Origin of the sequence: Rhizobium sp. BR 362 (assembly GCF_036528765.1) — a bacterium.
GTDB lineage: Bacteria > Pseudomonadota > Alphaproteobacteria > Rhizobiales > Rhizobiaceae > Rhizobium.
Genome location: NZ_JARWGH010000010.1, coordinates 110,639 through 129,969, shown reverse-complemented (window position 1 = coordinate 129,969; position 19,331 = coordinate 110,639). Strand labels below are relative to the sequence as shown.

Annotated in this window: 16 protein-coding genes and 3 pseudogenes; 15 read left to right on the top strand and 4 right to left on the bottom strand. The window is 56.1% G+C overall.

Going from position 1 to position 19,331, the window contains the following annotated elements; translation table 11 throughout:
• The first annotated feature begins 126 nt into the window (after window positions 1-126).
• Genes QDY28_RS15995 through QDY28_RS15985 form a run of 3 tightly spaced genes read left to right on the top strand, consistent with a single transcriptional unit; the run spans window position 127 to window position 2,942 of the window.
• Entirely contained in the window at window positions 127-576 is a 450-nt protein-coding gene (locus QDY28_RS15995) for a helix-turn-helix domain-containing protein (protein WP_113217456.1), read from the top strand.
• 22 nt (window positions 577-598) lie between these two features.
• Window positions 599-868 carry a hypothetical protein gene (locus QDY28_RS15990; RefSeq protein ID WP_331382651.1) on the top strand — a complete coding sequence of 90 codons (270 nt, stop codon included), beginning with the start codon at window positions 599-601 and terminating at the stop codon, window positions 866-868.
• Window positions 858-2,942 carry a recombinase family protein gene (locus tag QDY28_RS15985; RefSeq protein ID WP_331382650.1) on the top strand — a complete coding sequence of 695 codons (2,085 nt, stop codon included), beginning with the start codon at window positions 858-860 and terminating at the stop codon, window positions 2,940-2,942. Before QDY28_RS15990 ends, QDY28_RS15985 begins: the two co-directional genes overlap by 11 nt.
• Here the strand turns inward: QDY28_RS15985 and istA are convergent.
• Window positions 2,925-3,731, bottom strand: a pseudogene (gene istA / locus QDY28_RS15980) (IS21 family transposase); the annotation flags it as partial. The gene QDY28_RS15985 and the pseudogene istA sit on opposite strands and share 18 nt — an antisense overlap.
• A 172-nt stretch (window positions 3,732-3,903) precedes the next feature.
• Between istA and tnpC (QDY28_RS15975) the strand changes: the two are divergent.
• A pseudogene (gene tnpC, locus QDY28_RS15975) lies at window positions 3,904-4,578 on the top strand (IS66 family transposase); the annotation flags it as partial.
• Window positions 4,579-5,104: 526 nt separating this feature from the next.
• Complete coding sequence (locus QDY28_RS15970) at window positions 5,105-6,508, top strand: IS5 family transposase (RefSeq protein ID WP_331382649.1); 1,404 nt, start codon at window positions 5,105-5,107, stop codon at window positions 6,506-6,508.
• Window positions 6,509-6,518: 10 nt separating this feature from the next.
• Here the strand turns inward: QDY28_RS15970 and ltrA are convergent, their stop codons facing one another.
• Window positions 6,519-7,469: a group II intron reverse transcriptase/maturase gene (gene ltrA / locus QDY28_RS15965; RefSeq protein ID WP_331382683.1), complete on the bottom strand. Its 951-nt coding sequence runs from the start codon at window positions 7,467-7,469 to the stop codon at window positions 6,519-6,521.
• Between the two features lie 668 nt (window positions 7,470-8,137).
• Between ltrA and tnpC (QDY28_RS15960) the strand changes: the two are divergent.
• The 5 genes and pseudogenes from tnpC (QDY28_RS15960) to QDY28_RS31015 all read left to right on the top strand — a co-directional run.
• Window positions 8,138-8,815, top strand: a pseudogene (gene tnpC / locus QDY28_RS15960) (IS66 family transposase); the annotation flags it as partial.
• A complete protein-coding gene (locus tag QDY28_RS15955; RefSeq protein ID WP_331382681.1) occupies window positions 8,815-9,399 on the top strand; it encodes a plasmid pRiA4b ORF-3 family protein in 585 nt (194 codons plus the stop codon). The pseudogene tnpC (QDY28_RS15960) and the gene QDY28_RS15955, both read left to right, overlap by 1 nt.
• A 223-nt stretch (window positions 9,400-9,622) precedes the next feature.
• Entirely contained in the window at window positions 9,623-10,480 is an 858-nt protein-coding gene (locus tag QDY28_RS15950) for a methyltransferase domain-containing protein (RefSeq protein ID WP_331382648.1), read from the top strand.
• 185 nt (window positions 10,481-10,665) lie between these two features.
• The gene (locus QDY28_RS15945; protein ID WP_331382647.1) at window positions 10,666-10,857 is read left to right on the top strand and encodes a hypothetical protein; all 192 of its coding nucleotides are present in this window, start codon (window positions 10,666-10,668) and stop codon (window positions 10,855-10,857) included.
• Window positions 10,839-10,985 (top strand): ATP-binding protein, encoded by a 147-nt coding sequence (locus QDY28_RS31015; RefSeq protein WP_442967533.1) that lies wholly within the window; start codon window positions 10,839-10,841, stop codon window positions 10,983-10,985. The genes QDY28_RS15945 and QDY28_RS31015 overlap by 19 nt, the downstream gene beginning before the upstream one ends.
• A 333-nt stretch (window positions 10,986-11,318) precedes the next feature.
• On the opposite strand, the gene QDY28_RS15940 is transcribed toward QDY28_RS31015, so the two are convergent.
• Window positions 11,319-13,448 (bottom strand): integrase, encoded by a 2,130-nt coding sequence (locus QDY28_RS15940; RefSeq protein ID WP_331382646.1) that lies wholly within the window; start codon window positions 13,446-13,448, stop codon window positions 11,319-11,321.
• Between the two features lie 1,124 nt (window positions 13,449-14,572).
• On the opposite strand from QDY28_RS15940, the gene QDY28_RS15935 reads away from it, so the two are divergent.
• The 5 genes from QDY28_RS15935 (at window position 14,573) to QDY28_RS15915 (ending at window position 17,530) form a co-directional block, all read left to right on the top strand.
• Window positions 14,573-14,881, top strand: a complete 309-nt coding sequence (locus QDY28_RS15935; protein WP_331382645.1) for a hypothetical protein — start codon at window positions 14,573-14,575, stop codon at window positions 14,879-14,881.
• Complete coding sequence (locus QDY28_RS15930) at window positions 14,881-15,234, top strand: hypothetical protein (protein ID WP_331382644.1); 354 nt, start codon at window positions 14,881-14,883, stop codon at window positions 15,232-15,234. The genes QDY28_RS15935 and QDY28_RS15930 overlap by 1 nt, the downstream gene beginning before the upstream one ends.
• Before the next feature lie 498 nt (window positions 15,235-15,732).
• Window positions 15,733-16,047 (top strand): hypothetical protein, encoded by a 315-nt coding sequence (locus tag QDY28_RS15925; protein WP_331382643.1) that lies wholly within the window; start codon window positions 15,733-15,735, stop codon window positions 16,045-16,047.
• Window positions 16,048-16,710: 663 nt separating this feature from the next.
• On the top strand, window positions 16,711-17,193 hold the full coding sequence (locus QDY28_RS15920; RefSeq protein WP_331382642.1) for a hypothetical protein: 483 nt from the start codon (window positions 16,711-16,713) through the stop codon (window positions 17,191-17,193).
• A gap of 16 nt (window positions 17,194-17,209) precedes the next feature.
• The gene (locus QDY28_RS15915; protein WP_331382641.1) at window positions 17,210-17,530 is read left to right on the top strand and encodes a hypothetical protein; all 321 of its coding nucleotides are present in this window, start codon (window positions 17,210-17,212) and stop codon (window positions 17,528-17,530) included.
• Window positions 17,531-17,634: 104 nt separating this feature from the next.
• Here QDY28_RS15915 and QDY28_RS15910 read toward each other — a convergent pair whose 3' ends face one another.
• Window positions 17,635-19,296 (bottom strand): hypothetical protein, encoded by a 1,662-nt coding sequence (locus QDY28_RS15910; RefSeq protein WP_331382680.1) that lies wholly within the window; start codon window positions 19,294-19,296, stop codon window positions 17,635-17,637.
• Window positions 19,297-19,331: the final 35 nt, after the last annotated feature.

Here is a 19,331-nt window from a genome sequence, read left to right as displayed (position 1 = left end):
TGTTTGCGACGGCCTTCTTATGTGAAGTGTCATGATAATGCAAATGTTTTGGCTACTCGCTCGATATAATTCAATTGACACGCAAGTCGATAGCGGCATATTTTACGTTACACTCAGGAGGCGCCTATGACCAAAGAAAGCAAGCCCGATCGCCTGCGCCAGATGGGCGCTCTCAACCCCAGACCCGAGGGCGTCCGCGCCCCCTGGTTCCGAGAAGCAGGTTTCTTCGATCCGCTCGATCTCGTGCAAGTGAAGTACGAGATGCTTCGTCACGCCCGCCAAGACGGCACCAACAAAGCCGATGCGGCCGCGCTTTTCGGGCTGTCTCGGCAGACCTACTATCAAGCGGAGGCCGCGTTCGAGCGCGATGGCATGGCCGGCCTCTTGCCGCGCACCCGCGGGCCGAAGTCAGCCCACAAGCTTACCGGCGAGGTCATGCGTCTCGTCGAGGAGCATCTCGATGCGAACGGTGAACTGCAGGCCCGTTCGCTGGCGGAACTGGTGCATTCGAGACTGGGCATCAGCGTCCATCCTCGCAGTATCGAACGCGCGGTGGCGCGTAAAAAAAAACGATGACGGGCGGACGCACGCAATCACCATGCCGTCGAACGGTAAGGAGATTTACGAAGCGCTCCGCGCCGATGTTGTTTGCGGCACGGCTTGCGCGAGGCGGATGGGCGCCATCGTCTTTCACGGACTGTGGCGCGGCCTGGCAGTGCTGATCACGCCAGAGCAGTCCACGATAGCGCGACAGCAGTCGGCGCCTCGGCCCAAGACAACTTCAGTGGTCGCGCACGATCGCCAGCTCGTGCACATGCTCGCCAATATGGTGCTGGCAGCAGAGACAGGAGGAAGCCATGTCTACTGATAATGCCATGAAGATTAGCGCCGATCACCTGCGGCGCGATGCATTTCTCTACGTCCGCCAATCCTCCCTTCGTCAGGTGTTCGAGAACACCGAGAGCACGAAGCGGCAATATGCATTGCGGGACCGCGCGGTGGCGCTGGGTTGGCCGATTGAGCGCGTCCACGTTATCGACAACGACCTCGGCCTTTCCGGCGCGCAGTCGCAGGACCGCGACGGCTTCCAGCGCCTGGTGAGCGAGGTCGCAATGGGGCACGCGGGGATCGTGCTGGGATTGGAAGTATCTCGCCTGGCTCGCAACAATGCTGACTGGCATCGCCTTCTGGAATTGGCCGCCATGTCACGCACGCTCATCATGGATGAAGATGGCGTTTACGACGCGGCGTCGTTCAACGATCGTATGTTGCTCGGATTGAAGGGCACGATGAGTGAGGCCGAACTCCACATCCTGAAGTCTCGACTGCAAGGCGGCATTCTTAATAAAGCGCGTCGTGGCGAGCTCGAGTTACCGTTGCCGATCGGACTGGTTTACACGCCTGATATGCGCGTGGTGCTCGATCCAGATCGCCAGATTCAGGATACGGTGCGCATGCTGTTCGATACCTTCCGGGAGGCGGGATCAGCCTGCGCGGTTGTGCGCCGCCTGCGCAGCGAGAAGATCCTGTTTCCTCGGCGCATCCGGCGCGGCATCGGCAAGGGCGATGTCCTTTGGAGCGAGATCGACCACTCCCGTCTGCTTCAGATTTTGCACAATCCCCGATACGCTGGCGCTTTCGCGTACGGACGCACACGCACTGTCTACAATGCCAAGCTCAAGTCCGTACAGCAGAAGATGCCGAGGTCCGACTGGCCGGTGCTCATCCCTCAGGCCCACGAAGGCTATATCTCGTGGGATGAGTTCGAGCGTAATCAAACAAGCCTGGAACAAAATGCAGTCGGTTTTTCTCCGGGCCTGCGGGGTCGTATGCCTCGCCAGGGCAGTGGCTTGTTGCAAGGCCGAGTTTTGTGCGGTCGATGCGGCGCCCGCATGCGGGTCCACTATGAACAGTTCCAGGACAAGCTTCGTCCCTATTACGTCTGCAACGAGGCCGTCGTTCGTCACGCTGGAAAGACCTGCCAATGGGCAAGAGGGCCTGCGATCGATGAAGCGGTCAGCGCATTGCTGCTCGAAGCAATGGCGCCGACGGCGATAGAGGTCGCGCTGGCGGTGCAGCAGGAGATCTCGCGACGTGTCGAGCAAGCCGCCTCGCTGCGCGACAAGCAGTTGCAGCGCGCCCGGTATGAGGCTGAACTCGCACGCCGCCGCTATCTGAAGGTCGATCCTGACAACCGCTTGGTTGCCGACGCACTCGAAGCGGACTGGAATGGCAAGCTACGCGACCTCGATGCGCTTCAGCGCGAACATGAGCGTCAAAACGAGACAGACCAGTCATTGCTGGACGGCGCTGCACAGGAACGGATCCGAGCGCTGGCCGCCGATTTTCCTCGCGTCTGGAACAACGAACGTACAAGCGCAGTCGAACGTAAACGCATGCTTGGCCTCCTCATCGAAGACGTGACACTGCTAGTCGACGAGCAGATCAACATGCACATACGCTGGCGCGGAGGTCGCACGCAAAGTCTGGCAGTCGCTCGTCCTCGGCCCATGGCCGTGATCCGCAAGACCCCGGAAGCGGTCGTAGCGTTGATCAACGAACTGCTGGAGACCGACAACGACCAGCGGATTGCCAGCCGTCTCAACGCACTCGGGCATCGCAACTGGCGCGGTGAGCCTTTTACGTTGAAGAAGGTCATGATCGTTCGTCGAGCCTACGGCTTGAAGACCCGGTGCGAACGGTTGCGCGAGAGCGGCATGCTCACCGGCGAGGAAGTGGCTCGTCAACTTGGCGTCAGCGCCACAACCGTCCACCAACTCGGACGCGCTGGCGTTCTAAAGCGCCACCGCTACGCTACCAACCACCGGTACCTCTATGAGCCACCGGGCAACGTCAGACTCGCAAAAGGCGTCGGCGGTCGCTATGGTGGCCGCCAGCCCCGGCTAATTGACGCTCAACAAACCCAACAAGGTGCATCGTGATGTCTGCTCCTTGTCACGCGGACGACCCGGTCGTGCTGGGACCACTGTTGTGTCGTAATGCTCGGCAAAGGCGGCAAACGTCGCATTCAACGTCGGCTCGAACCAGAGAGCTTTTGCCACGGCAGATCTGAGGTTGTCGCAGATCGTTGTCTTCGTCACGCCCCCGAAGTAACTGAAGGCCCGTTGGTTTGCCTCGATCCAATCAGGCAGCTTTTGACTGAGGCTCGCGTAGGCGAACGTCAATTGCGACGCGCTCAGTACCGCAACGTAAATCTGCGCCGCGTGGATCTCGCCCGTCAGCGGGTCGACGATCGGAATCGTATGGCCGGCATAATCACATTCCATCGCAACACCAGCAACATGCCGGCTGCGATAGGTGGGTTTGACGCGGCTTTCATATTCGGCAAAGCGGCAGCAAAACCAGGTGTAGCCATATCCGTCCGGATGGGTCTCACGGTATTCTTGCCACAGCAAATTCAGCGTCACGCCTTTGCGCTTCAGTTCGCTGGCAATCTTCGGCCAATTCGGCTCATCGGTGTCGCGCGGAGGTCGTCCCATCCGGCGGAATAGTCGCTGCTCGAGAACTTCGTCGTCGTCCAGGCCAGGTGGCAGCGGCCACACGGCAAGCCCGGCTTCTCGAGCCCGCAGCAAATACGTCGAGACCGACGTCTTGCTCATCTTCAGCCGTTCAGAAACGGCACGTATCGACAATTCCTGCTCAAACGTCAGCCGCAGTATCGATCGGATGTCCTTCACGTCAGTATGTCTCGCTTGCTTCCGTCTGGGCATCATGTCCTCGCTTAAAACACGAGGACAAATTGCCAGATCGGCGCTCACGAAAATCGATCTAAATCCGCCGCATATCTTGTCCGCGACTTACCGAAATCGCTGTCCCGGACTTACTGAAATCAGTGTCCGCGACTTACTGAAATCCTTGTCCCGAACTTTGTGAAACCCGCAGCGTGAACGTGTTCTCGTGCCGGGTCCAGTCGCTTGCACCTGTTGTGGCAGCGAGCGGCTGCGCAAGCTCGGCGAGGACATCACCGAGACGATGGAAAGCGTTCCGCGCAGCTGGAAGGTCATTCAGACGGTACGAGAAAAGTTCAGTTGCCGCGAGTGCGAGAAGATCAGTCAGGCGCCTGCACCCTTTCATGTCATCCCGAGGGGTTGGGCGGGGCCGAGCCTGTTGGCGATGATCCTTTGCGACAAGTTCGGCCAGCACATTCCACTCAATCGTCAAGTCGAACGCTTTGCGTTGGAAGGTGTGCCGATCAGCTTGTCGACAGTGGCTGATGCGATCGGGTCCTGTTGCCATGTCCTCGACCCTCTGCTGAGACGGATCGAAGCCCATACTTTTGCGGCCGAGCGAGTTCATGGCGACGATACCACGGTTCCGGTCCTGGCCGCCGGCAAGACTGCCACGGGCCGCGTTTGGTCGTATGTTCGTGATGACGCCCCGTTCGGCGGAACGGCGCCACCATCGGCGATGTTCTATTATTCGCGGGATCGAGCCGGCGAACATCCTCAAGCGCACCTGGCCACCTATAGCGGCATCCTTCAGGCGGATGCCTACAGCGGCTATACGCAGCTCTATCTTCCTGATCGAAGTCCGGGGCCGATCCATGAGGCAGCGTGCCGAGTAGGTGGGGACGTTACCATTCCCACCCCTCACAGACCCGGACGAGCGGATTTCCCGCATCCGGTTCCTCACAGTAGAGTTTGGCTGACGGTGGCGAACTTATGGATGATCCTGACTGGCGGCAGCGGATGTCGTTTGAGGATCTCGTTGAGGCGTGTCCACCGGACAACACTCTGGCGATCTCGACGCGACAGCCATTTCTGCCATATCCTAACGACCTGATGAGCGAACCATCGCAAACGCCGACTATTTCCACCAATACCATAGTAGGCGAAGTGGCCCCGCAGCATAGAGGATAGGTGGCGATGCTGATCGCGGATCGACCAATGCCGATTTCGTCGGCACCAGTCACTGAGTCGCCAGTGAAGTACGCGTAACGCATTGAATTGGCGTTCTTATCCAGAGTTTTGAAGTATTGATCTTTGCAAGTTTGGACGGTTCTCGTTTGGAGAAACTTGCAAATTGCGCTGCAAGAAAAAACGTGATTCTCTCTGTTGAGAGGGTGATTTCATGGAGCGTTGGAATGCTTCCGAAGGAGCGGCGGGACAGCGGGCAGAATGATCTTTTCCGGGCAAGGCTCGATCAGATCGTCGATATGAAACACGCACTGGCGCGGCTCGGTCGGGCGATCGATTGGCGGTTTTTGGAAGAGCGCTGCGGGGCGGTCTATACAGATGCACCCGGCCATCCACCGCTGCCAACCCGGTTGATGGCGGGGCTTGCCATCCTCAAATCGATGCACGACCTATCCGACGAGGCCTTGTGCGAGCGGTGGGTGGAAAATCCCTATTACCAACTGTTCTGCGGCGAGGAGTTCTTCCGCCATGACTTGCCGTTCGACCGTTCGTCGATGACGCGCTGGCGGCAAAGGATGGGCGAGGAGAAACTGAACGCCTTGCTTCAGGAAAGTCTTGCCTCGGCGGTTCGCACAGGCGCGGCCAAGCCCGTCGACTTCACGTCGGCGATTGTCGATACGACCGTGCAGCCAAAGGCCGTGGCCTATCCGACCGATGCCCGGTTGATGCATCGCTCGCGCGAGCGGCTGGTGCGGTTGGCCAACACGCTTGGGATCGAACTTCGCCAATCCTATGCACGGGTCGGTAAGATCGCCCTCATCAAACACCAGAGATACGCGCACGCCAAGCAGTTCAAGCGGGCAGGTAAAGCGCTGAGAACGCTCAAGACCTATCTCGGCCGGGTCATTCGCGACATGGTGCGCAAGGCAAAGGGCGACACAGAACTTGAGGCGGCGGTCGCCCACGAACTGATGCTGGCCAGACGGATCCATGCTGGAAACCGCAATCTCAACCGCGTCAAGGGCCTGCCCAAGGACGCCGATCTTCGCGTCTTCAGCCTGCACGCCCCGGAGGTCGAATGTATTGGCAAGGGTAAGGCCCACAAGCCTTACGAGTTCGGTGTCAAGGTCTCCGTCGCAACGACAATCAACCGATCGAAAGGCGGCCAGTTCGTCACTCACATTCAGGCGCTGCCCGGCAAACCCTATGACGGCCACACGCTCGAAACCGTCATACCGGCAATCGAGGCCCAGGTCGGCGCAACGCTTTCCCGCATCATCGCCGATGCCGGTTACAAAGGCCACAACGCTCCGCAGACCCACCGCTTCAAGGTCTATACCGCCGGCCAGAAACGCGGGATGACTGAACACATCAAGCGCCAGATGCGAAGACGTTCCGCCATCGAACCCGTCATTGGACACTTAAAGGAAGACCACCGCATGGGCCGCAATCATCTCGCTGGAATCACCGGCGACGCCGTCAACGCCGTCCTTGCAGCCGTGGGCTATAACTTCCGCCGCATCCTCGTATGGATCAGGTTTTGCTTGGCTATCATCTGGGCAGCTCTGGCTCTATCCAAACGGTTAGACCCAATATTCCAAGCTTCAAACGCAACCCCGGTAATCGGCTAATCGTTGTTCTTCACGGGCGACCACTGACCGCAGCCAGTCCTCGAGCAAAACGGCCCTTGGCCGTAATTTGCATCACCATGTCTTTCCCTCTTCGCGACCGTCCCCACACGTGGGTCAGGCCAAGAAAGTCGAAGTTGGCCGCATCCGTTTCAGGATGTCGTGTCCGCTCCGTCTTTCGCGGGCGAAAGTCGATGAGGCGTGTCTTGTCGGGGTGGAGTGTTAGCCCAAACCGTTCAAGACGCTTGCCCAGCACTGCCATGACCCGTTGGGCATCGACGATATTGTCGAAAGCCATCACAGCGTCGTCAGCATACCGTGCAAGGGTGCAAGTCCCGCGGAGCCGTGGTCGGACCTCCGTCTCGAACCAATCATCCAACACATGGTGCAGAAAGATGTTCGAGAGGCAGGGTGAGATCACACCTCCTTGCGGGGAGCCCATGGTCATTCGGCGCAGGACACCGTTTTCAACGGCGCCCGCTGCCAGCCATTTGTCGATCATCCGTCGGATGATGCCGTCCGTCACTCGCTGGTCGAGGAACGCTCGGAGTTGAGAGTGTGGGATCGTGTCGAAATACTTACGTATGTCGATATCGATGACCCAATAGAGCCGCTTGCCCCACACCTCGCCCCGCAATGCGTGGAGCGCTTGATGGGCGGAACGACCCGGTCGGAAGCCGTAAGAGCAGGGATAGAACTCCTCCTCATATATGGCCTCCAGCACCATCGTGATGGCACGTTGCGCTACCTTGTCTTCAAAGGTCGGAATGCCGAGCATCCGTTGCGACCCATCCGCCTTGGGAATGTATGCGCGCCGGACGGGCGGCGCACGATATCGACCGGACTTGATGCGCCCCAAAAGGTCCAGAAGTCTGGCCTCAAGGTTCACTTCGTAGTCCGCCGCTGTGACGCCGTCGATGCCGGTGGCACCATCCTTGCGGGTGAGCCGGTAGGCCTCCTTCATCCATTCCAAGTCGATGACATGGTGGAGCGAGCATAGCGCCACCCCCCGTTTCGTCTTCGCCAGTTTGGCTATCCGTTGTCGGTTCGTAGACAGGTTTGTGGGGTTCAGTGTCCCCTCCCATGTTTCAGGTCAACGGTTCTCTACACATGACGCCCCCCTACGCTCCGTCGGGTCCCGGTGAGCCCGGTTCCCCGACATCGCTGCTACTATGAGGGCGCTACGACTTCCCGCTCACGCAGACCTGCTTCCTTATGATTTCGGTCGCAGGTTCCACGCGCTCCTCCATCATTCGTGATCGCCAAGGCGCTCCCGAGCGGCGCGGAGGATGCAACCCGGGCCTGGAACCATGGTCAGCCGGGGTTCCTTGTTCCGGCATTCTCGCCCGTGGGCGCAAGCGGGATCTCTCAGGTTCCCTGGTCATCCCTCCTTTGCCTTTGCCCTGCTCCAAGACCCCGGCCGAGCTGCCTGGACCTCGCCTGTGACGGTCCTGGCAGTGCTGCCCCCGGACCCAACAGACCGAAGGCTCTCAGCAACTACATGATTTCGGGGCTACCCCAAGGCTTCAGCATCCGCTGTCTACGCTTCACGAACGACGTTGCCGTCGCCCATGCAAGACTCGCTTCCGGCTGGCGGGCTGCGCCTTTACCGGGAGGGGGTCGAACCCTCTGGATGACTTCGAAAGGTTTCAGGTTCTACATTCCATTCTCCTTTCCAGGGCTTGCCCTGACGCAAGCTGGGCACACGCAAGGCGACCGTTCTTCGCCCTGGCCGATCTGGAAGCCAATGCGCGTCGAAAGGCGCAGGGCAAAAGCGCCGCCGTGATCTCGCCGATCGCTCTCAAGATGGTGCAGCGGATCGATGCGCTGTTCGAGATCGAACGCCAGATCAATGGCCGAACTGCGGATGAGCGACAGGCAACCCGTGAGCAGTTCAGCAGGCCGTTGATCAACGAAATGGAAATCTGGGTGCGCGATCAACGTGCCAAGCTGTCTCGCGACAACGATCTGGCTAAGGCCTTCGACTACATGCTGAACCGCTGGGAATCCTTTACCCGGTTCCTCGACGATGGTCGTATCTGCCTGTCGAATAATTGTGCGGAGCGTTCGCTGCGTGGTGTTGCTTTGGGAAGAAAAGCATGGCTGTTCGCCGGCTCAGATCGCGGTGGTCAGCGGGCTGCCGCCATGTACAGCTTGATCGTCACGGCGAAAATGAACCGCATTGATCCGCAGGCCTGGCTTGCCGACGTCCTTGCCCGGATCGCCGATCATCCGGTAAACCGGATCGATGAACTCCTTCCCTGGAACTGGACGAATACCGTGACGACACCTCTGCCGCAGGCGGCATAATAGCTGCCTCTCTCGTCCGCTTGAAAGTCACGCTCGATGACGTCGAACCCCTGGTGATGCGGCGTGTCGTCGTGCCGTTCCGCATTCGCTTTGATCGGCTTCATGAGGTTCTTCAGGCCGCCTTCGGCTGGACCAACACTCATCTCTACGAATTCCGCATCCGTGACGTCGGCTTCGGCATTCCCGATGGAGGCTTTGACGAGCCCATCGACGCGCGCAAAGCAACACTTCTTTCCGCCATCGAAGATATCGGTGCGAGATCGTTCAAGTATCTCTATGACTTCGGCGATGGCTGGACGCACAGCGTCAAGATCGAAAAGACCTTTCCAGTTGTTGCCGACTTCAATGATCCTTTCCTCCTCGATGCCGTCGGGCGTTGCCCGCCAGAGGACGTCGGCGGCCCGTGGGGATATGAGGAATTCCGCGAAGCGCTTGTCAACAAAAACCACGAGCGTCACCACGAGCTTCTCGAATGGTGGGGCAACGCCGACTACGATCCAACCGCAGTCGATGCCGGCAACCTTCGCAAAAGCGTCGATGCGCTAGCCGCCAAGTGGAAACGTCGTTCACGCAAAAAAGCCTGAACCTGCGGCCCTCGCCGAATGCTTACGTTTTGACCGCCGAACACGGAGTTGCGCAGCGCCGTGAAGAATTTCATGCGACCCGTAGTTGTCCTTTTTAAGTAGGGCGTCTGAGTGCTGCTGGTTGTTTTTTTGTGGTCAACAGTTGATAATAGTGCTCGCCGACTCAAACGTCAGTTGCGAACCGACCAAACTGGGTTGGGTCGTTCTCATGGAGGATCCTCATATGGATTACGCCAGACGCCTTCAGCGACTAAACACAGCTGGAATTGGCTTGGAAGTCGCCCCGTATTTCAATCCGACTTTGCGCCGCTCTGAATTCAACGTCGTCTATACCGACTACATTAGCAATGAGGAGATAGCGGCAAAAGCGGTAGAAAACCCTTCCGCTGCCGGCCGCGAGATCCCAAAAATAGACTTCGTCTGGACGCCGGGCGTTCCATTGAAGGAGTGCGCGCCGACAAATGCGTGCTATGATTATGCTCTCGCAAGCCATGTAATGGAGCACGTTCCAAACCCCATCGGCTGGCTAAACGAAATCCTCGAGACTCTAAAGGTAGGGGCGCAATTGCGCCTCATGTTGCCCGACAGGCGTCACACAAATGATTATCTCAGGCCGGTCACAACCTTTGCGCAACTCATTTCATATTGGCTTGAACGACCTGCAGTACCCACCTCTATGCAGGTTTGCGATTTCTTGTCCAGCTGCCTGGACGATCGTCTCCACGCCGGCTTTGATGATGAGGATCGACCGATCAATACCGTCAGGGCCTACACTGACGCTGAGGCGGTAAATTTTGCCGAGTTCGTCTATAATGAACGCCAATATATCGATGTTCATTGCACAGTGTGGACCCCGAGCAGTTTCGAGGAGGCGATAACGCGTGCGGCGGCATTAGGCATCATTAACGCCGATATCGAGATCATTAATGAAGCTCGCGTAGAATTCGTCGTAGACCTGATCAAACGGGGGGAGCCTAGCCGCCGTCCCTCGCCAAAGCGTTATTCACCCACATCCGAACAGTCGCGAGTGTCCAGCAATCTATCCCGGCTGGCCAGCATGCTTCTCGGCATTCGCCACTGAAATCAGCTTGCTCGCCGATAACTCTTCGCGAGGCACTGGCATTTTTGGTGTCTCGAGAAATTGTCCGACGCGACCAGCAGCGCATCTCTATGTCGAGCAAACTGGTGCAGGGGCCCCTTCGTACGTGAACTCGAAGGCTTGACTTCGAGGCGCGGTCATCGCTTGATCAGGGACAGATCGGAGAATTGGCTACGTACCGCTGGATCGCTCACGGTGACACTGTCCTACTCCTGGGACCAACCGGAACAGGGAAGATCCGTCTTGCCGTTGATCTGTCGACGTATGAAAAAGGAGCAATCTTAATCACCTTTAACCGCTCTGTGGGAGAATGCGGGCGCGTCTTTGGTGACCACCCATCGTGGCCACGGCAATCTTAGAGCGCCTATTCCACCATACGGTGGTGATCACCATCCGAGATGACAGCTACAGGCTTCGTGAAAGGCGGCGGTCGGCCTTCCAGAAAGCCGGACCGATGCCTGAAACAAACGAAACGACAAATCGATGAAGCGGGCCAGTGCTTCGTTTCGCCCAAGGGGTCAAATCTTTACTTCGCTTGACAATAAGAGACGGCGTCTCATCGACAATCTCTCAGCTACCACCAGCGAAGCGTAATTTCACCTTGCCGCAAGGTCGACCTCGTGAAAGTTCTTCGACCTGACGCAGGGGAGGTCTTGATCTCCGTGTCTTGTTTCCTGAGAGCCGTGTGTCAGAACCCGCAAAAGATGAAAGCTGCCACAATTCGTCGTCCGCCACGGTCGGCGAGTGACCAGTCGACTCAATTTGCCAGTCAACGGGTTGTATTTGGCAGATGATATTATTTGCCTAAATGTACTCCTTCTCAAATCTCGAAAGGCCTGACCTGATCCATTGCCACAGCCAATCCCGGCAGCATGATATCAGAACGTCCATAGAGCTCTCTGCTCGCTCCAACGCTTCGCCCAAGGATATAGGCCCGCGCATCCTCGTCTATCAAATCACGACGACATAGGTCCTCGAACAGGTGGCGCCATCCATGATTCGGCCGAAGATCTGGGCGGGACAGATAAGGAATCAGTGATCGAACCCACGTCGCCAAAGAGGGCCTGATTCTATCCGCTTTACTGCGTCTCTTATAGAACAATGGTCCCTTCGTTATCGCGAAAACAAAGTCCATGAATCCTTCTGCGATGAGCGCCGGATGCACCGGTATACGCCGCTGGCTGGATGCGGTCTTTAACGACCGGCCCCCGATGGTTGAAACCCGCCAATACCACCGATCAAGATGCTGAAAGAAGTCTTCCTTTTCAAGGAAAGCCGCCTCCCCGATCCTCATGCCGGAATAGGCGCATAGGAATGGTATCCACCGAAAAATCGGTTCTCTTTCAAGGCGCGCCGCGCGTAAGATTGTTGTCGCCTCGTCGAGAGTATACGTTTTAAGATGAGAGGGTTGGCGAATTGATCGCGGCCCCCTCACTCCCGCCAATGGATTGCCGTGAGGAAAGACGACACCAGGCTCGTGATACCGAGCCCAATTGAGTATCGTCTTAATATTCTGAATCTTCTGCTTGACGGTCCCGTTCGCCAGCGATTTTGTCGACAACAATTGATGACGCCATAGAATTGCTTCCTTAGCCGTTACGGTGAGCGCATTGTCCGAGTTGCGGAATAATGCGAACTCGCGCGCATGATTGCGAAACTTGTCCACCGTATAGAAGGCAAGGCGCCGAGGATCGCGCCCCATACCTCTATATTTGATTTCGGCGTCGATAATCTGGTCAAAGGTCAAGGTTCTTGTCGGCGGCCTTCTTGTTCTGAGGACTCTCGCGATGCCTTTCTTCAAGAGCGGATGATCCGGCTTTCCGTCGAAAATACTCCGATTGCGCTCATCCTGCCGAGCCATGACCTCGTAGCTCGAAACACAAAGGCCCCGCGCAAGATTCCGCCATTCAAGTGAACCGAATTCGCAGACATGCCAACCTTGACGTCTGGCAATTTCGATCCGATTGCCAACAAGGCGCCGTAGCTCCTCGTCGTTCAAAAGGCCCACATAGCCGCGCATCCAAAGGTCTCGATCGAGAGAGGGAGCGCTATCCGACAATAGGACTGCACCGCCCCGCAGTTCCAAATCGGCTTTGATTTGCACCAAATAGTCGGCGGCGACTATGGAGGCTAAGGACTTGGGATGGCGTGCCCCGGCTGGTCCGAGGGCCCCGTCTCCACCGTGCCGAACCAGATCGATCTTTTCACGCAACTCTTGCAGCACTGAGGGCAGAAGCCTTATTGCGCGCTTTCGGTCACCCCCCAGGGGCCGTTTGAGTTCGCGTGCCCCACCGAAGTGATCCTCGCGCAAATACAGTGGTATCTTGATCCTTGCATAAAAGCGTCCCTTCTGCTGAAGCAGGTTGCAGATCTTTTCATCGCCGTCGTCAAAGGCTGCATCCTCCCAATCCGACAATGCACGGCTGCGCAATTGCTCATCTGCCTTGAGCTGCGCAAGATAGTCTCGCGCGATTATCTGGGCCAACGGTTTGGTATCGCAATCGCCCCGAGGGAGCGGACAGTCGGCGCGGCGCTGCTTGGCCAGTTTGATTCTCTCTTGCCATTCATCGAGAACTGCAGGCAGAAGCTTTATCGCCTCATCTCTGTCCCCGCCCAGAGCCTGTCGCAGTTCGGTAGCCCCAGCAAAATGGTCATAGCGCAAAGATTTTGGAATCTTTACCCGCGCAAAGAAGCGTCCCTCTCGATTGAGCAAATACGGAATCTTTTCCAGTCCGGTTTTTACGGCGTCGCTTTGCCGCGCCAGTAGGATTTTTTTTCGGAATTCGTCGAGTACAGCGGGCAGACGTTTTATCGCCTCGTCTCGATCACCGCCCAAAGCTCGCCTCAACTCCGCGGCACCGCCAAAATGGCGGTGCCGCAATCGCCTCGGGATCATCACCCTCGCAAAGAAACGCCCGTTTAGACTGGCCAAATACGGAACCTTTTCCATCCTATTATCCAAAAACAGTGATGTTGAACACGTTGGCGAAGGTTTTTGGCTTTGCGGGCCTCCGGTGTTTTTCCTGCGGCCTGCACTAGGCGACCTGACATGAAGACATTCAACAGGTAACCAAGCACACGCACGGTGGGGATGAGATCCGGGCCGAAAATGTGTAGCGCATATTTTTGACCATTGAATTCCGTGGTCTCGGCCATCTAGGCCACTGTGGAATGGGGGCCTAAGACGCTCACCTGAGATATTCAGTCGTAATTTTTGTCGCTCATTTGTGGCAATGTTCCCACTCCAAAGCGATTGGGCCGCTGGCATTCAATGTTTGCCTCGCCGCAGCATCGCGTCGCCGAAATGGCCAGAGAAGGACGGATCGAGCAGCAATGACCTTCGTCACGTTGATATTGCGTGCTCACTGCGCACAAGGACGGCATCGCATCGTCGCTGAATATCTGATCGACCGTTTAATAATAAGAGTGGCACCCTGAGTTAGCCGACCGATCCGTTTAGACCAAGAGTTGAACTATTTAGACAAGATTCTCTTTATTAACCTTTCGCGAATTGCAAGAATAAGGCGGATAAACGCGCGCAGACCCCTACAGGATATTAATAATCGTGAAAACAAACGACCCGGTCGCAACGCAAACAGCAAGCATTACATAGTAATCCATGTTTCAGTTCTCCCCTCATTATGACGAGTTTATAGAATAGCGGCCATAGCGTTCATAAGAAAGGTATGCGGATGATTTCACTGTGCACGTTTTCTGTCAGGCAGTTTCACGCCGTGACATGCAAAGTATTCTGAGCTGTCGGCTACACTGGTCTCTCTTTCCGGATCCCGTTCATTCGCAAACAAGCTACTGATGGCAATGGTCCACATTGATCGCGGCGTGCTCACTTCTTTGGTGCCCGCATGATCTGAAAACAGCAGAACTCGCCGCCGCTACTCGACGTAGCCCTGATGCCATCAGCAGTTAGCGTCGCCGATGATGACGTCCGTTGAATATCGGAAAACTATTTGATGCAACCAAAGATAATTTATTCCCGTTTTCCACGATTATGGGATTTGAGCACCAATTTCCTGGCCACCTTCATTATCTTTCTCGGGACGGGAGTCGGTCTTTTTGCTGGCTGGCGTTGATTTGCCGGTGGCGGTCTTCGTGTTCGTTTTAACCGGCTGGATTGTTTCGCTATGCTTACATGAGGGCGCCCATGCGCTTTCGGCATATTGGGGAGGAGATCGAAGTGTTGCTGCAAAGGGATATCTCAGTCCCGAATTACTGGCTTACACGCAGCCACTGTTGAGTTTCGCCCTCCCCCTGCTTTATCTTTTACTAGGCAGGATCGGTCTTCCGGGCGGCGCGGTGTCCATTGATCACGGAGTAAGCGTTGGCGGGCTTTCGTATCTGCTGCCTGACCATTGGCAAACCTAGTGTTCCTTCTAATCCTCTCGATCCCCCTCCTCTTCGGATTGGCAGACAACGATTCCCGTTTTTGGCAGACAGTCGCACTTTTGGTCGCTTTGCAGGCTTCTGCGGTCGACTTGAATCTTCTTCCCATTCCGGGCCTAGATGGTTTTGGCATCCTGCAGCCATACCTTCCGCGTGACATGCAAATGCAGGCTAATCAAATTACCCCAATGCTGAGCATCCTCCTGCTGATGATGATCACTTCCCATTCGGTAAGCAAAGCTCTCTGGAGCGCGGTATACGAGCTTACCGATTTCTTTGCCTTTGATCGCTTCCTCATCTATGAGGGATTGAAATTCTTCCGCTTTTGGACGTGAAGTGTTTGAGTGACAATGAAATAGCTCTCGATGACGATGCCATCGGCGCTGACATTGATTGTATTCCGAAGAACATGCTGCCGGTTAACGGCAGCGTCTCGCATGCAATCGTTGAAGACATGCAAGAAACAAGGATGCTGAGCCGTTGTTAAGATGCTCCGTTAAGTGGTACGGGTTGTGGTAGGCGCTTGCGGCGACGCTTGGAGAACTCACTTTAGCTGGGAGAGGCATCGGCTTATTGGAGCAATGCGTTAGGATTCGTCGGCTTCGTGGCCAACGGATTCCTGAGCTCACCAGAACTTCTATTGGAAATGTTGGAACATGCCTTTGGCCCTTGAAGCGGAATTAAACTGAATTTCCATCAGCCCCGACCTTGCCTAGAGACGACAGCTGTTAAGACCTTTGTCTATAGTGCAAGCCCCGTCGAACGCATATGGCAGTTCTCCTACTCGACTACACAAATGTGATCGATTCTTTTGGAGTGGGCTTGAGATAGAAATGACTGACTTAGAGCAAATGAAAATCGAGCGCGACGCTTATGAATTCTGGTTGGACCGGGTCTTAATGCACGCCGGGACCGGCTTCATGCTGACACCGGTGGGCTTGGATGGCCACCTGCAAGAGATCAAAAATGGTGAGCCTCTCGATTTTCTGCCTCCTGGGGAAGAGATGGCCGCAGCTTGGATCGATGAAAAGCATCTTCAGCGCTTCCCCGTTTTTGAGGCGGTTGCTCGGAGAATAAGGGAGCGGCTCATCGCTTATGGCCAGACGGGATCTCTGGAAGCCCTGCAACTAATCCAACCGTCGGATTAATGCTCGTAGCCAACGGGATTGTCTCCCTCGCGGATTTTGACCACGAACCTAGAGTATCTGGACGGCATGAACAGTGCGGGCCTTCGCGGCGCGTAAGTCTCTTGTGTGAGGCCAACTCGACTTTTAGGTGGCTAGCCCGCAAATGCCACCAGCTGTATCGGGATCATTCATCACAAAGGACTCATTGCCGATTGTTGTTCAGCTGCTTGCCTCGCGCTGCGTCCGGCGTCGCCCGCGTGAATATCCTTCAGCGCCTTCGAAGGGCTGCTATTGACGCGAACGCAAATCTTTGAATGAGCACTTCGCTGGCTAGACGTAGAAGATAAGCCACCTATTTCGACAACAAACGGCGGCGCCGCGATCCGCCAAAATCGGATGAACCAAGCGGACCCAGCCTCGACTCGCTCCAGCAGGAAGAGATAAGCGGCGTTTTAGTCTTTTTTTGCCTCTAGGCGGGCGCCAGAACGCTCGCATTTGCCTCCGGTGGTGGTTGAACATACGAATCGCCAACTATCCGGTTCTCACTTATTCAGCAATCAAAGAGCGAAATTCCACTGTGAATCGCTGAAAAGCAGGGTAGTTCCCCTTGACTTTTCGCAATCTGAAATGGAATTAACCAGAAGATAACGCTGCGCCATTTTTTTAATTTCAGGGCCGCATCCCTTGCGCATTATCACGCTTTCTACGATACCGCCACGGTTCGCGACGCTCGCACCCACTCTGAACAGCCTGCTGCAACAAAAGGGGCAGATTGACGAAGTGAGGCTCTACATTCCGAAAAAGTATCGGCGCTTTCCCGAATATGACGGTTTTTTGCCATCAGTCCCTGCCGGTATCAAAATCTTCCGGCCTGATGATGATATGGGGCCGGCGTCGAAGGTCCTCTTCGCCGCGAAGGAATTTCGCAATCAATCCGCGCAAATCTTGTTTTGCGACGATGATAAGATTTTCTCGTCGGTCAGAAGACCTCTTTTCAGCACAATTTTCGCGGCCAGGCGAATGCGTCGCGCTAATCGGGAAAGATATCCCAGCAAGCGACGGAAAGCCTTCGCCACTGCGACCAAGGGCGGTCCGTCGCGGCAAGACAGATATCGCTCTCCGAGCCAAACGCTTAAAGCACAAATTCAGTTCGATTGTCTTGCGTAGCGAAGCACAAAGACCAATGCGTTGCCCTGTAGCAAAAGGCGGGTATGTCGACATTCTCCAAGGCTTGGGCGGAGCCGTAATTCGCCCTGAATTCTTCGACGATATTGCCTACACGATCCCTGAAGTCATATGGGCCGTTGACGACGTTTGGCTGTCCGGCATGCTCGCTTTGAAGAATATCTCCATTTGGCTACCGGCAGGTGTCGAGGAGCCGGAAACCACGGAAGCACACGATATCTCGTCTCTATATAAGGCGACGATCGAAGGCGCCGGTCGCACAGAAGCGAACCGGCGATGTATTGAGTATATGCAAAATACGTTTGGCATTTGGCGGTGAAATGATCCCCTACCCGAGGTTGGGTTAGGCGCATTGGGAACGCGTCTCGTCGTCCCAATTGTCCCACTAAGCGGTGAAACTTCCCACCGCTTCCAATCATCTTCCTAGGCTAGTGGGTCCGGGCAGGCTTTTGGTGATGCCGCACCATCCGACGAAATGAAGCCCTTGTCGATCGCGTAGAGCTTAGCAAAAGGTGTATCGCTGATAATCTTGAGTCCGGCGGGTACGCTGTATTCGCCATAACGATCCGGCAGATCAGCATTGACGACAAGGACGAAATCGAAGCGCTGCCGCCAATTTATCAAATAGGGCGCAAAAGCGCTGAAGCTTTCCACCGAGTCCGGACAATCCAGCACGCTGACGGAAAGCAGGTTGCCCTCTGGAACGGCGATATCGGTCCATGGCGGCAATACCGCCAGTGGCTGCTTGCCTTTGGCAGTAAATAACGTAGGCACGAAAGAATGGGCGAAAGGAACTGCGAGCGTCGGCAGGTGCCGGAAAGTGTCCTCATTCCATGCGAAGTGCCGATGCTCGATTCCGGTGTGAATGTCTCGATGCTCATGGGCCATGGGTAGGATTGCCGATCCTTTCGGTATGGCGGTAAGGACCGTGCGAATATTTGCGACATCGGCCTGCCCACACCACCAGTTGAAACCAACCCAGACCGTTCTGCCAAAGACCACACAACTTAGAACGGCAACGAGCATTAAGGCTTCGCGGCGTGGCAATTGCGGCAGAGGGCAGATCATCGCCATCGCCCCAAGCGCCGCCATAATCGGAAAGCGCCAGCTGATCCACCCCGTGCCCATGATATGGAGCGGCGAGACGCAAGAGAGGATGAGCAGGCCCGTCACGGTCACCCCTAAGCCGCGATGCACCTGAAGGCGTCTCGTGCGAAGCGCATTGCTACAGACAAGCACCAACGGAATCAAAAGCAAAACGTCAACCGTTGACGCATAGGTCCAGATCGCAGACATGAAATTTGCCAGGATTAAGATAGGCGAATTGTTCCATATTGCGCCGAAGCCGGCATTCCCACTGTTAGGTAGCACGGGTGCATAGGCGAACAGCCACAGCGCTGGAAGCACGGAGGCGAAAATCCCAATCGACAGTCTTGCGCACCGACGCACCAAGTCACGCGACGACAAGGCCGCAAGTGTCGAGGAAAGCTCGAGGCCGCAGAGAATCGCGATATAAAACCCAAGGGAGAAGAGATGCATAATCGTCAGCAGCAGGCCCGCGGCGATGCGCCAGAGAAACAACGCTGTCCAATTTCTTGGCTGCAAGGCATGATCGACCGTTGCAAAGAACAACGCCATTCCTAAACCGATTTGAAAATTGATAAAGCCGCCGATCAGCGTCGCGCACCACGCAAAATAGAGAATGGCAACCTGCCAATAGAACGCTCCTTGAAAAAGGCGCCGGTGCAACGCGATTGCCCCCAGTGGCGGCAATACGATCGCCAAAAAAAGCAGAATTCTTGCCAGAAACGAAACGCCAATCAGCGGTCCGAGATAGTAGGCTAGGAGGTCGATGCCGGCATTGGTGAAAGTCCTACTCCAATCGATCGCGTAAATCTGCTGAAACGGCTGCTCTGTTATTCCGCCGGCGAGCAGCCACATGCGCGCATAATGGTTGGGATAATCCAACAATGGTGGAAACTCGAATGCAGCGACGAGAACGGCTACGACGCCAACAAAGGCCGCGATCGCGATATTCGGCCGCTGCTCGACGATCACACACTCGTCACTAACATCTCTCGCCATGGAATCCGCTGGTACCGACGCGGTAGAAATATCCA

What these genes read in the sequence shown, in the direction of transcription:
- QDY28_RS15925 (WP_331382643.1), top strand. Translation starts at nt 15,733, where the DNA reads ATGACTGACTTAGAGCAAATGAAAATCGAGCGCGACGCTTATGAATTC.
- QDY28_RS15940 (WP_331382646.1), bottom strand. Translation starts at nt 13,448, where the DNA reads ATGGAAAAGGTTCCGTATTTGGCCAGTCTAAACGGGCGTTTCTTTGCG.
- QDY28_RS15950 (WP_331382648.1), top strand. Translation starts at nt 9,623, where the DNA reads ATGGATTACGCCAGACGCCTTCAGCGACTAAACACAGCTGGAATTGGC.
- QDY28_RS15910 (WP_331382680.1), bottom strand. Translation starts at nt 19,296, where the DNA reads ATGGCGAGAGATGTTAGTGACGAGTGTGTGATCGTCGAGCAGCGGCCG.
- QDY28_RS15915 (WP_331382641.1), top strand. Translation starts at nt 17,210, where the DNA reads ATGCGTTGCCCTGTAGCAAAAGGCGGGTATGTCGACATTCTCCAAGGC.
- QDY28_RS15995 (WP_113217456.1), top strand. Translation starts at nt 127, where the DNA reads ATGACCAAAGAAAGCAAGCCCGATCGCCTGCGCCAGATGGGCGCTCTC.
- QDY28_RS15970 (WP_331382649.1), top strand. Translation starts at nt 5,105, where the DNA reads ATGCTTCCGAAGGAGCGGCGGGACAGCGGGCAGAATGATCTTTTCCGG.
- ltrA (WP_331382683.1), bottom strand. Translation starts at nt 7,469, where the DNA reads ATGAAGGAGGCCTACCGGCTCACCCGCAAGGATGGTGCCACCGGCATC.
- QDY28_RS15990 (WP_331382651.1), top strand. Translation starts at nt 599, where the DNA reads ATGCCGTCGAACGGTAAGGAGATTTACGAAGCGCTCCGCGCCGATGTT.
- QDY28_RS15985 (WP_331382650.1), top strand. Translation starts at nt 858, where the DNA reads ATGTCTACTGATAATGCCATGAAGATTAGCGCCGATCACCTGCGGCGC.